Source organism: Limosilactobacillus albertensis (genome assembly GCF_014145555.1).
Lineage (GTDB): Bacteria > Bacillota > Bacilli > Lactobacillales > Lactobacillaceae > Limosilactobacillus > Limosilactobacillus albertensis.
In genome coordinates this window covers 40,646-52,339 of record NZ_JACIVD010000073.1, presented here as the reverse complement: position 1 = coordinate 52,339, position 11,694 = coordinate 40,646, and the positions used below count along the sequence as shown (strand labels likewise).

Here is an 11,694-nt window from a genome sequence, read left to right as displayed (position 1 = left end):
CCCGAAATGTCAATTTAAATTAGAAAAATGTTGAAAGCTGTTCATCTGTGACGTGACTTAGGAATACTTCAAGTGGTGTGCGGTAGTGAAGTGACTTCCGTGGAATAGTATTTCGTTTGTGCATCAGCTGGGTGATTAGTTCATCTGGTAAATTACGGAAGTCTAATCGTTTACTGAGACCGTCACGACGTAAGATACCATTATTGTTTTCATTCAGGCCGCGTTGATTGGGCGCTCCAACCTCCGCAAAATAAGTATGAAGATCATGTTTATTGGCAATCTCACGCCAGCCCGCGAATTCCTTACCATTATCAAAGGTAATCGACTTAACGAAATGACGAGGTATTTTAGAAAGCCATTTATCCAAGTGATAGTTAACTGCTTCATCAGTTTTACGATGAACGTTAAGCACAATCATCACCTTAGATTGACGTTCCACCAAGGTCATGACCGCACCACGATGAGCTTTTCCTTGAACAGTATCAGCTTCAAAGTGACCAAACTCGTGTTGGTAGTGAGGAAAATCATGGTATCGCTGGTAAATACTCCGACCGAGATGCCCCGCCTTACCACGTCGTTCGACATAGCCATTGGGGTGTCGCTTGCCTTTCATCGGTAATTGCTGGACGGCAAAATTGTACTGTCCACGAGCAAACATCCGATAAAGTGTCCGCATACTACAGCTAATTGTCCGTTCTGCTCGACCAATGATCGTATCAGGTGTCCAGCCCGCTTTAACCTGCTCATTGATGTAGCTGATCTCATCCTTGGCTAGCTGAGCCTGCTTACGACCACAACGCTGCTTATTCCGTTGGTAAGCCTTAAGATACTGTGCAATGGTCTTACCGCTATCAAGAAATCGATAGACTCGGTAAATAGTTTCTTGGCTTCGTTTAAGCAGTTTAGCAGCTTGATAAGCCTTCGTACCTTGGTGCCAAAAATTAGCTATGAGGGTTAGTTCACGTGTGGTAAGATGTTTATAAGTCATTTGTGATGTTCCTTTACTTTTGTTTGTGGTTATTCAAAAGTCTATCACAAATGGCTTTTTTATTTTTCTAACTTAATTTTACAAACGGCGAATATGGATGACGCTTTAACTGAGAAAGTTTCTCAGAAGGGCCAGCTAGTTATTCCGGCAGCTATTCGAAAAGCATTGGGAATAGAGAAAGGTCCGAAAGTTTCTTTTGAGGTAAAGAATGATGAGAAAATACCGACAGCATTAGACTGGTCAAATTTGGTTGACCAACTACCAGAAGAAAGGGTAGACATTGACAAGAATGGTCATTATGATCATGAAAAATCAACTAATTTTCATGATTGGATGGTTAATGGCTAATGCAACCGATTGATATTTATATTGCTGATGTTTCATTTGATGAAGAAAGTTGAATTCTAGTTGTTCTTGAACTTTTGCAGCTAAATAGATAACAAACGTCGGTGTAACGGTATTTTAATAATTGGAAAGTGTACTAATTCCTTTGTTGACGATGGAGATTAGTACACTTTTTGATTTTTCATCTAGGGGCTTGAGTATTCTATGTTCTTTTTGCAGGTTGAGTATGCAAAGATGCGCTTTGGAAAGTTAAGTGAACTAAGATGTTGAAAATAGTGAAAAAGGTTGAATTTTAGCTCAACACTTAGGGACGAGAGTGCTAAACAAAATCAGTTTTAGTCTAATTTTATTATTATTAAAGAGAGCTACACACTTAACTATGTTCAGTCAAAAAGAAAAGCATGATCGTCACTGGAACGACCATGCAATATGTTTAATAACCACGATGCTTTTTACGATGCTTAGCTACTCGTTTTTGATAACGAAGCTCTTGTGCTAATCGTTTTTCAGTTGAGTGCTGCGCTTTTCGTAACTTTTTCTTTTCTTCAAATTGTTTTTGCAAAGTGCTCTGTGCTTTGGTGCTAATACCGTGAGCTTTTATTGCCTTATTGGCTAATCGTTGAGCACGTTTGGGATTGATATGTTTTGTAACTATTCGTGTTCTGTCTAGTTCATAATGAAAATGGAACCGTTGATAATCCTGATTTATCAGTTTTAGAATTAATGATGTTTTGGGTTCTGAACTACCAAGGGTAACTGATGCAACTGAATAGCTGTTATCATCGTAACATTCCAAAATAGCCTTATAGAAACTACCATCAAAAACAATTGTTAGACAAGATTGAATAACCATCATGTCCCCTCCTTAAATTAGGTTAAGAAAGCGGGACATCCCGGAGGGGAAGGATACTGATCAGCTTGTGCCGATGTCCGGACTACCAACCGAACTGTGTTTTTACTTTCTTAGAAGATAGTATCATAATTTTATTGAAAATGTACCACTATAAATTAGCTCTATATCGATTGCTTTATTGTTCCTATGGAATGAGCTTCACAAAATATTTATGAATAGTGAACGGATATTTACTCCCCCCAAAAAAATATTCCTGATATTATCTTAGGTAATATTAGCAAACTTAGGGAGATGGTGGGAATGAAGAAAATTCAGAAGCATCATAATGATATTAAGCATGGTAAATATGAAAATAGTCTTCAAAATGGTAATAGATATTATCTACAACAAAGATTATGAATGCTAGGTATGGATGGTTGGCGCTTGCTCTTAATATTTGTATTATTATAAATGTTATTGGAATTATCTTTGTTTTATTTGCTTACCTGAGAATTAAAACAATACCCAAATAAAATATGTAGTATTGAACTTATTTGAATTGGGCAGCAAATAAGTTATGAATCGAATTAAACATAAACTTGTCGCTAGTTACTTGGTATTAAAGTTAGTATAATTATTTTCGTTAAAACTTTGTGTAGAAACTATAATAAATTTATTTTTATGCCTGGAAATTGGTATACTTTTATTTATTGTTAGAGACTTGAATAGATTAAAAGAGTGAGGTTAGTTGACGTAGAATATAATTTAATGGAATGTGAGGAAATTATTTTGGCTAAGCAGATTAAAGTTGTTGGCGCCGCAATTCTAAATGAAAATAGGCAAATTTTAGCTAGTAAGCGAAATGGTAATCGGATTCTGGGAACACTATGGGAATTTCCAGGTGGAAAAATTAATCTGGGAGAAACTCCTGAAGAAGCTCTTCAACGTGAACTATTTGAGGAGTTTAATGATAGTATCCAAGTTGGAGAACAGGTTTGTCCTACTTCGGTTTATTGTTATAAGTTTGGTGAAGTTCATCTAACTGTTTATTTTGCAAAGTTGGTTACACATCATTTTGATTTAGTAGCACATAGCAAATTAAAGTGGTGTGATCAAAATGATTTGTTGAATCTTAACTGGGCAGATGCTGATCTACCAATTGCAAAATATATTAATAAGATAGATTTGAAAGAGGTAAAGATTTAATGGCTAATTTTGACTATAATCAGCTCTTAAATAAGAATATTAATAATCACGACAATACAGTAGTAAATGAGCTGTATGGATCATTATTGAATGGGTACATGAACCAGAAAACTGTTATCAATAATGATCAACTTGGTCCGCGTCTTCTCAATAACCAAGAAGGTAGTTTGATTTGGGAACAAATAAAACACGAATTACTAACGTGTGATAGTTATACTTTTGCTGTTGCATTTATTACTGATCCAATGATCTCTAATCTGAAACCTATTTTTAAGGATCTTTCCCAAAAAGGTGTTCGAGGAAGAATTTTAACTTCAACCTACTTGTATTTTAATCGTCCGGTTGTATTTCAAGAATTATTAAAACTACCAAACGTGGAAGTAAAAATTGCTGATGTAGATGGATTTCACCAGAAAGGTTATATTTTTCAACATCAAGGTTATCAAACGATTATTATTGGTAGCGCAAATTTAACAACAAACGCATTGATGCGTAACTATGAGTGGAGTTTGCAAATTAATTCTTTAGATGGTGGTGATATTGTTGACCAAGTCAGTTCAAATGTTGAATCTGAATGGAATAAGGCAATGAGATTAACTCGTCAGTGGATTGCAAAATATGAAAATCTATACAAGAAAAATAAAAACAAGTTCATTTTAGAACCCCAAACAAATCATCATGAAGATGAAAGCATTATAAAACCAAATCAAATGCAAAAGATGCAATCAAACAGCTACGGTTATTACGCAAGGAAGGCAAACAGCGTGGCTTAATTATTTCCGCAACAGGAACAGGGAAGACTTATTTAGGAGCATTTGATGTTAAAGCTGCAAAACCTAAGAAAATGCTTTTTTTAGCTCATCGTGAACAAATATTAAAAAAGTCTAGGGATAGTTTTTATAAGGTAATTGGCGGTCAGAAGGAAAATTATGGACTTTACACAGGTAACTCGCGGGATAAAGATGTCAAATATGTTTTTGCAACAGTCCAAACTCTTAGTAAGATTGAGCATTTATCATTATTTGATCAAGATGAATTTGATTACATTTTAATTGATGAGGTTCACCATGCTGGTGCTGAAACCTACCAAAGAATAATGAATTATTTTCATCCAAAATTCTACCTTGGAATGACGGCAACACCAGATCGTAATGATGATTTTAATGTCTTCAAATTATTCGATTATAATGTTGCATACGAAATTCGTCTTCCAAAGGCTTTAGAAGAGGACATGCTTTGTCCTTTTCATTACGTGGGAATCAGTGATTATGAATTTCAGGACAGTCAAATTAATCAAGAAATTGATCAATACAATAATGAGACTATAAGTCAAAAAAATGCTCGGCAGGTAGTTAAATATCTTTCAAGTAAAGAACGTGTTCAATACATTTTAGAGCAAACCAATTATTATGGATATTCTGGGGATACTCTACATGGACTAATATTTTGTTCAGGAGTTTCTGAAGCGACTTCTCTTGCTAAAGAACTTACGAGGCAGGGGTATCCTTCAAAGGCCCTTTCTGGAGCAGACAGTGAATTAAAGAGAAGCCAGGTAGTCGATGACCTTGAAAATGGAATAATTAAGTACATTGTTACTGTAGATATTTTTAATGAAGGAATTGACATCCCATGTATTAATCAAGTTGTCTTTTTGCGAAATACAAGTTCTAATATTGTCTACATTCAGCAATTAGGACGAGGGTTGCGAAAATTTGAAGGAAAAGAATATGTAGAAATTCTTGATTTTATTGGCAATTACAAAAATAATTACATTGTTCCGGTCTCTCTTACTGATGATTCTTCTTATTCTAAAGATAGTGCACGGGAAACCACCAATATGGAACCAACAATTGGTATTTCGACTATTTATTTTGAACGAGTTGCCAAAGAAAGAATTTTTGCTTCGATTCGCCAAGCTAAATTTGACAGTATGCACAATTTGCGAACTGTTTACAAAGAGATAAAAAAGAGAGTTGGTCGTATTCCATTATTACAAGATTTTATAAGGTTTAACTCAATCGATCCAGTAATTTTGGCTAATAAGGAGAACAACTACGCCAACTTTTTGAACAAGATGGGTGAGAATGTTAATATTTCTAATTATGAAAATAAAGTGTTAACTTTTCTCAATGCAGAATTGCTCAATGGTAAACGGCGTCACGAATTGTTATTGTTAGAATTATTAACCCAACATCCAGAAATTAAGTCACAGGAATTTGCCAAAGTGTTAAATGAAAACCATTGTTTATCTAATCCTGAAGTAATAGATTCAGTACGAAGAGTGCTAAATTTGACATTTTATAGTCAAAATGCTTCTCCGTCACGTAAAGATTATGGTGAGCAACCGATAGTGACATGGGATGGTCAACATAAACAATACCAATTGAATCTAAATATTTGGAATTCAATTCAGAAGAATGACGATTTTCGTACTTTATGGATAGACAGTATCAAAACTGGATTATATAGATCAAAAAAATACCAGCCAGATAAACTTTTTACAATTGATAAGAAATATACACGTAAAGATGTAATGAGGTTAAGCAGTAATAGCACTAATGTTACCGCTCAAAACATTGGTGGATATTATTTCAATAATAAGTATGGAATGATCTTTGTCACATATAAGAAATCAGAAAATATTAGCAAATCTATTCAATATGAGGATCGTTTTCTTAGTGATCGGATTCTTCATTTTTATTCTAAAAATAACCGAAAATTAACTAGTAAGGAAGTTCAAAAATTCTTTGATGGCAAATATCAATTACTATTGTTTATGAAGAAGTCAGATGCTGATAATAATAAAAATTTTTATTACTTAGGTACTTGTCAATATCTTGAATCTTCTGCTCAACAAGAATTACGTGATGGAAAGTCAATAGTTTCAATGAATCTCCGTCTGGACCAAAGAGTTAAATATCATCTTTATCATTTTCTAACTGATTAGCTACCTAACTTAAGCGAGCTGACTAAAATCGGAGAGTCAGAAAATAATTGAGTGGTTTTAGTTCCACTAAACTTAGATTATGATTGTCTTATATTTTTATCAGTGGTGAGTGGTTACTGAGTAAAGAATTTACAATTTATTTCAAAAAAGGTTGTTTATCATGAAAATTCCTCATACTCTTTCTGAATTTACACAAACCTATTACTATAAAACAGAATTAATAAAGTTATGCAGACAATGGAATTTACCCACATCTGGAACAAAAGCAGAACTCAATTCGTACGTTGAAAAGTATTTAAAGGGAATGCCTGCGAACGAAATTAAACCGTGTCGAAGTAATAATAAAACACATCGTTCATTAACGTATAATGAGATTAATTTGAACACAAAGTTAATCAACTCTGGCTTCTGCTTTAACAAAGTTGCTCACCAGTGGTTTGCTGATTATTTTGGTGTCGAGAAATTTTCCTTCAGTAAGAAAATGGCCGTTATTAAAAGAAAAGCGGAGGTAGAACGTGATGAACAAGCGACTGTTGGCGACTTAATTCAACAGATGCAGAATTGGGACAAAAATAAAATTGCATCACCTGCAGAAGAAAATACTTATCAATGGAATAACTTTGTTCGCGACTTTTTTAAGGATCCAGCTACTAAGCAGTTTAGTCAGCGATTAAAAGTTGCTTCGCTTTTATGGAAAAAAGTACGCATTTCACGGGGGAAAAAGGTTTGTTGCCATAATATGTTAGAGAAGTATAATAAAGAAATTGAAATATATAAGGAATGATAATGTATTAGGCTTTTCTTGAATGTATTTTTCCTACTAATCGATCCATACATCTATTAAAATCTTTCAGATAACCTTCTCATTTGCATAATGGGCAAAATAAATGAAAGTTGCGCCATGAGAGATAAGTTTTTTCCAACTATGGCTTAGAATTTTATTATTATATAAGGGTACCTGTTCTTGTGGATATAAATCACCAACAAACGCCTCTCCACTATCTAGAATAAGAGATATAGAATCTGCACTATGACCAGGTGAACTTAAAATTGTGCCTGAGATTCCACATTCACTGAGAAACTGACGACTATCAATTAAATTTAACTTGTGGATATGTTTATCATTAATTGGATGAAAATTAGGGTTATTTTCTTTTTGAAAGATATAATCACTTTGATGAATATAGGCTATTTGACAATCAAGCACCACTAAGGAGATTCCAAGGTTCATCAAATCAGTTGCTAATCCCATATGGTCGGGGTGGTAGTGGGTAATTAATAGATAATCAATATCTTGGACCTTTAACTTTTTCCTTCCTAGCTCTTGGAAAAATTTAGGAAGAGTACCCGCCCAGTCTGTATCAATTAACAGATTTTTCTTTGTTCCTTTTAGGAGATAGCATTTTGTATTACCGTATTTTAATTGAATAATTTTAGTCATGAGGAGCTCCAATTTTTATAATTAGTGTTAATTTATATTAAAATATAATCGAACTTTAAGGGTATAGTAACACGACTCAATCATGCTTTAGCTTTTTTTCGTGGAAAAAGTAAACAAGTAAATGTTGAAAGCAGAACGAAAACAATTGAATAACTATATAGCTTAGTAAATGCTTTGTCATATTCATTAATGGCAAAGCTTTTTATTTTTGTAATTTTGGCATTAATATTTTGATTTATTGTTTTAAGCTTCAAATCTACCTTTGATTCAACTTGGATATAGATTTGCTGCTTTGCTGTTTCAGAAACTACCCCGGATTGTTTCTTTATTACTTTATTATAATTTTCTTGAATAATGCTTTCCCTTTCCGCTTGGCTAAAGTGAATTTTAGGAGTACTAGTAGAGTTACCAGATAGTGAATTAATAGCTTTTTGAATTACGACATTTTTCTTAGACTTTGGAATATTTAACGTTGCAACTTCTTCTTTAATGTAGCGGGTTGAGTTATTTTTAGCGGTGACTAAATTACCGTATAGCCCAGTGACATAGATAGCAATTGCTAATGAAATGCCGATTTGGCGAAGAACGCCAGCAACGCTTTGAGATGCATTTAGTAGTGAACCTTTAAAATCCGAAGCAGCTAGTACTGTGATTGGACCGGCGATAATCCCGTATCCAGTTCCTAAGATAAGGCAGGTGATAATAACTAGCATTGAATTTTGCATATTAATTGTTGCAAAGAGAATAAAACTAGTTGTCATTAATATAAAACCAGTTGCAATCACCATTCGGGCACCGAGCCTATCAATAATAATGGCAGCTAAAGGTGAGAAAATAAAAATCATTCCGGTGATTGGAGTAATTAGTAACGCTGCCGTTAATTCTGTTTTTCCTTGAATTTTCACGAAGTAGGTGGGGAGAACAACAGTTACAGCAACTAAAAAGAGATTGCTAAGAACAATGGTAATTGCCGAACCCGTGAATTCCCGATTTTTAAAAAGTTCTAATGGCACCATTGGATGGACTGACTTTTGTTCACAAATAATAAATAAGATTAAAGAGATGCCTGAAGCAATGAATAATGTGTCAATTATTAGACTATGCCATCCCCACGTTCTCCCTTGAACAAGTCCCAGAGTTAGTGTGAAAAGGGTAATCATACTTAGTAGTGAACCAATAAAGTCGATTGAGGCCTTTTGCTTAACTTCATGTAATTCAAGATTAAATAGACAAATGATTACAGAAATAATACTTAGAGGAATATTAATGATGAAGATCCAACGCCAAGAAAGGAATTGAGTTAAACAACCACCAATTGTCATGGATAATGGAAAGACAAGGGCTGCACCGATACTTTGCAATGCTCGTCCGCCAATTAGCATATTTAGATTATGAGCAGAAGCTGAAATAGTAGAACTACAAATGAATACTACTAAACCTATAATATAAGTTCTGTTAATTCCAAAATGCTCTGCAATTTTACCAAGCGGGATTGTTAGTGAAGCAAAGAGAATTGTATAAATGTTTAATGCCCAGGATAACCGATTTAACTGGGCATTCAGGCTAGATTGAATTGCTGGTAATGCAACGTTCATTACGGTTGTGTCAAGCATGCAAAGGAAGATACCGATAGACATTGCACAGATAGTAAGAATATTTTTAGCTTTCATAAAGCTTACTCCTTTTATATTAATATTGTTAATATAAATTACATAAATATAGATGTCAATGATATAAATGATGAAAATAGTTGCTATACATGCTATTATGAGTAAAAAAGGAGTTCAAATAATATGAAGGGTAGAGACGTTATTCTTGGAATTCTTCAAAACAAGCCTAGAACTGGTTATGAAATTAACGAAATTTTGCAAAATCAAATTTCATATTTTTATGATGGAACCTATGGGATGATTTATCCAACACTCAAAAAGTTGGAAAAAGAAGGAAAGGTAAAGAAAGAAACTATTATCCAAGATGACAAGCCTAATAAAAATGTCTTTTCTATTACTGATGAAGGAAAAGAAGAATTGAATGAATACTTGAATTCTGAAGATATAAGTGAAGTATTTAAGTCGGATTTTTTGATGAAGCTATTTTTTGGTGATAATTTAAGTAAGAAACAAGTTGTTAAATTAATTAATAAAGAAATTGAGACTAAAGAAAAGCAAATTCAAAGGTTGGAGAATAGTTTAAAAAAATGGCAATTTCAGGGAATAAGTAATTTACAGAAAATAACAGTAGGTTATGGATTAGCGCAATATAAAGCGGTTGTTAGCTATTTGAAGGTCCAGTTGAAAGTCCTAGAAGATTAGAGAATAAAAAAGCACTCAGTTAAAATAGTTGAGTGCTGGATATTCTAATTAAATTTAATCACTCCACCATCTTTAAACGTAAACTTCGCGTTGAAAGATGGTGCTTTTTAATTTAGTGTAATCAAGCTACAAATATTAGTTACCTTTATTGTATAATTAAACAACCAAAATTAAAGGAGGGACAGGCGATGACCCAACTCGAACAAAAAAGGCTTGATTTAGCTGTTAAGCAAAAAAGAGGACTGCATTTTATCACTGCTTCTGTAATAATTTGGCTTGCAATTGCATTTATTTATTCATCTGCTATGCCGATCTTGACTAAGAACCTATTTGTTTTTATTTGTACAGGGATCTTATTACCGCTGGCATGGGGAATCTCAAAAATATTGAAAGTTAGCTTTAGTGATAATGAAAATCCTTTGTCAAATTTGGGCATCTTGTTTGCAGTGAATCAGTTATTATATTTGCTGATTGCCATGTGGATTTATCCGACTATTCCAGATAAAATGCCAATGGTTATTGCAATAATTTTTGGTGCGCACCTAATGCCCTTTAGCTGGTTATATAAATCTAAAGTGTACTTACTGTTCTCGATAGTTATTCCGTTTTTGGCGCTATTCATTGGCTTATTATTTAGTCCAACTATTTTAGCTGTTGGAATGACAATTATAGAAACCATTTTTTGTGGAGCATTAATTATTGAAAATAAAAATTGAAATTTATGGAATATGATTGGCAATATAAACTTAATCCGGTCAAATAAAGCCATTGCAGTATAAGACCTCGTTAAGGTGTAAAATAACCTTAGAGACTATCCAATCGAGGCGAAACCACATGCGTAAATATGTCAAAGCGCTAATTATGATTATCTTAATTCTAATACTAATGGTTGTTGGTCAAATTGCACCACTAGCAGTAGCTGACCACTTAAATTTTTCAGAAAAAACGGCAGTTATTTTAATGACAGTTACTTATCCAATTATTGTCATCGGTGGTGGATGGCTACTAAACCATTTTCTATTTCATCAACCTCTGCCATTAGTGGCTAAGTGGCGTTTTCAATGGTGGCCAATTTTATATGCAATCTTGGCGGATGTCTTAATTTACCTATTTTCTTGGATTGCGCAGACTGGCTTCCATTCATCAGTAACAACAATGAATAACTGGTGGTTACAATTCGCTATGACAGTGATCAGCGCGCCATTAGTTGAAGAATACGTTTTTCGTGGGTATATCTTTGGCGCACTGGATAGTATTTTTAGTCGTTCCGTAACGATTTGGCTAACAGCATTTGTTTTCGGCTTAATTCATCTATCGTCACTCGGTAAAGCAGCATGGTATAATGCAGTCTTCCTCGTAGTCGCCTATACCGCAATGGGAATGTTCTTCACGCTAATTGCTGTGGCAGCGAAAAGCTTGTGGGCTAGTGTTACCGCGCATGTTGTGAATAATTTATTGATCTACATTATTGGAATTTGGGCGGCGGTTTCCACTTCATCAAGTATGATGTGGCGAAGTCTAACCGGAACTTTGCTTGGCATGGGGATCGTTGCTGGATTGGTTTATTGGCGCTTTTTAAAGAATAAACGAGGATTAACACGATAATATGCTTTGGCAGATAGT

Annotated in this window: 12 protein-coding genes; 8 read left to right on the top strand and 4 right to left on the bottom strand. The window is 34.1% G+C overall.

The genetic code is table 11. The features are described 5' to 3' along the window. Positions 1-19 precede the first annotated feature (19 nt). On the bottom strand, positions 20-988 hold the full coding sequence (locus H5S41_RS10530; protein ID WP_085720378.1) for an IS30 family transposase: 969 nt from the start codon (positions 986-988) through the stop codon (positions 20-22). Between the two features lie 93 nt (positions 989-1,081). Here H5S41_RS10530 and H5S41_RS10525 point away from each other — a divergent pair, with 93 nt between their 5' ends. Beyond that, positions 1,082-1,336, top strand: coding sequence for an AbrB/MazE/SpoVT family DNA-binding domain-containing protein (locus H5S41_RS10525; RefSeq protein WP_182603279.1), 255 nt, complete (start codon positions 1,082-1,084; stop codon positions 1,334-1,336). A gap of 430 nt (positions 1,337-1,766) precedes the next feature. Here the strand turns inward: H5S41_RS10525 and H5S41_RS10520 are convergent, their stop codons facing one another. After that, on the bottom strand, positions 1,767-2,186 hold the full coding sequence (locus tag H5S41_RS10520) for a YjdF family protein (protein ID WP_182603278.1): 420 nt from the start codon (positions 2,184-2,186) through the stop codon (positions 1,767-1,769). A 768-nt stretch (positions 2,187-2,954) separates the two neighbouring features. Here H5S41_RS10520 and H5S41_RS10515 point away from each other — a divergent pair. The 4 genes from H5S41_RS10515 (at position 2,955) to H5S41_RS10505 (ending at position 7,102) form a co-directional block, all read left to right on the top strand. Next, on the top strand, positions 2,955-3,371 hold the full coding sequence (locus H5S41_RS10515; protein ID WP_231833057.1) for a (deoxy)nucleoside triphosphate pyrophosphohydrolase: 417 nt from the start codon (positions 2,955-2,957) through the stop codon (positions 3,369-3,371). Beyond that, positions 3,371-4,144 carry a phospholipase D-like domain-containing protein gene (locus H5S41_RS12005; protein WP_231833058.1) on the top strand — a complete coding sequence of 258 codons (774 nt, stop codon included), beginning with the start codon at positions 3,371-3,373 and terminating at the stop codon, positions 4,142-4,144. The genes H5S41_RS10515 and H5S41_RS12005 overlap by 1 nt, the downstream gene beginning before the upstream one ends. Further along, on the top strand, positions 4,096-6,318 hold the full coding sequence (locus H5S41_RS11995; RefSeq protein ID WP_231833059.1) for a DUF3427 domain-containing protein: 2,223 nt from the start codon (positions 4,096-4,098) through the stop codon (positions 6,316-6,318). Before H5S41_RS12005 ends, H5S41_RS11995 begins: the two co-directional genes overlap by 49 nt. A 160-nt stretch (positions 6,319-6,478) precedes the next feature. Then, on the top strand, positions 6,479-7,102 hold the full coding sequence (locus tag H5S41_RS10505) for an SAP domain-containing protein (protein WP_182603276.1): 624 nt from the start codon (positions 6,479-6,481) through the stop codon (positions 7,100-7,102). 66 nt (positions 7,103-7,168) lie between these two features. Here the strand turns inward: H5S41_RS10505 and H5S41_RS10500 are convergent, their stop codons facing one another. Both H5S41_RS10500 and H5S41_RS10495 read right to left on the bottom strand, forming a co-directional pair. After that, positions 7,169-7,759, bottom strand: coding sequence for an MBL fold metallo-hydrolase (locus tag H5S41_RS10500; RefSeq protein WP_182603275.1), 591 nt, complete (start codon positions 7,757-7,759; stop codon positions 7,169-7,171). Between the two features lie 80 nt (positions 7,760-7,839). Next, a complete protein-coding gene (locus tag H5S41_RS10495; protein WP_182603274.1) occupies positions 7,840-9,429 on the bottom strand; it encodes an MFS transporter in 1,590 nt (529 codons plus the stop codon). 123 nt (positions 9,430-9,552) lie between these two features. Between H5S41_RS10495 and H5S41_RS10490 the strand changes: the two genes are divergently transcribed. The 3 genes from H5S41_RS10490 to H5S41_RS10480 all read left to right on the top strand — a co-directional run bounded on the left by H5S41_RS10490 (position 9,553) and on the right by H5S41_RS10480 (position 11,676). Next, the gene (locus tag H5S41_RS10490; protein ID WP_182603273.1) at positions 9,553-10,071 is read left to right on the top strand and encodes a PadR family transcriptional regulator; all 519 of its coding nucleotides are present in this window, start codon (positions 9,553-9,555) and stop codon (positions 10,069-10,071) included. Between the two features lie 188 nt (positions 10,072-10,259). After that, a complete protein-coding gene (locus tag H5S41_RS10485; protein ID WP_182603272.1) occupies positions 10,260-10,787 on the top strand; it encodes a DUF7010 family protein in 528 nt (175 codons plus the stop codon). A gap of 118 nt (positions 10,788-10,905) precedes the next feature. Beyond that, entirely contained in the window at positions 10,906-11,676 is a 771-nt protein-coding gene (locus tag H5S41_RS10480; protein ID WP_182603271.1) for a CPBP family intramembrane glutamic endopeptidase, read from the top strand. Positions 11,677-11,694: the final 18 nt, after the last annotated feature.

What these genes read in the sequence shown, in the direction of transcription:
- H5S41_RS10530 (WP_085720378.1), bottom strand. Translation starts at nt 988, where the DNA reads ATGACTTATAAACATCTTACCACACGTGAACTAACCCTCATAGCTAAT.
- H5S41_RS10525 (WP_182603279.1), top strand. Translation starts at nt 1,082, where the DNA reads ATGGATGACGCTTTAACTGAGAAAGTTTCTCAGAAGGGCCAGCTAGTT.
- H5S41_RS10520 (WP_182603278.1), bottom strand. Translation starts at nt 2,186, where the DNA reads ATGGTTATTCAATCTTGTCTAACAATTGTTTTTGATGGTAGTTTCTAT.
- H5S41_RS12005 (WP_231833058.1), top strand. Translation starts at nt 3,371, where the DNA reads ATGGCTAATTTTGACTATAATCAGCTCTTAAATAAGAATATTAATAAT.
- H5S41_RS10505 (WP_182603276.1), top strand. Translation starts at nt 6,479, where the DNA reads ATGAAAATTCCTCATACTCTTTCTGAATTTACACAAACCTATTACTAT.
- H5S41_RS10500 (WP_182603275.1), bottom strand. Translation starts at nt 7,759, where the DNA reads ATGACTAAAATTATTCAATTAAAATACGGTAATACAAAATGCTATCTC.
- H5S41_RS10495 (WP_182603274.1), bottom strand. Translation starts at nt 9,429, where the DNA reads ATGAAAGCTAAAAATATTCTTACTATCTGTGCAATGTCTATCGGTATC.
- H5S41_RS10490 (WP_182603273.1), top strand. Translation starts at nt 9,553, where the DNA reads ATGAAGGGTAGAGACGTTATTCTTGGAATTCTTCAAAACAAGCCTAGA.
- H5S41_RS10485 (WP_182603272.1), top strand. Translation starts at nt 10,260, where the DNA reads ATGACCCAACTCGAACAAAAAAGGCTTGATTTAGCTGTTAAGCAAAAA.
- H5S41_RS10480 (WP_182603271.1), top strand. Translation starts at nt 10,906, where the DNA reads ATGCGTAAATATGTCAAAGCGCTAATTATGATTATCTTAATTCTAATA.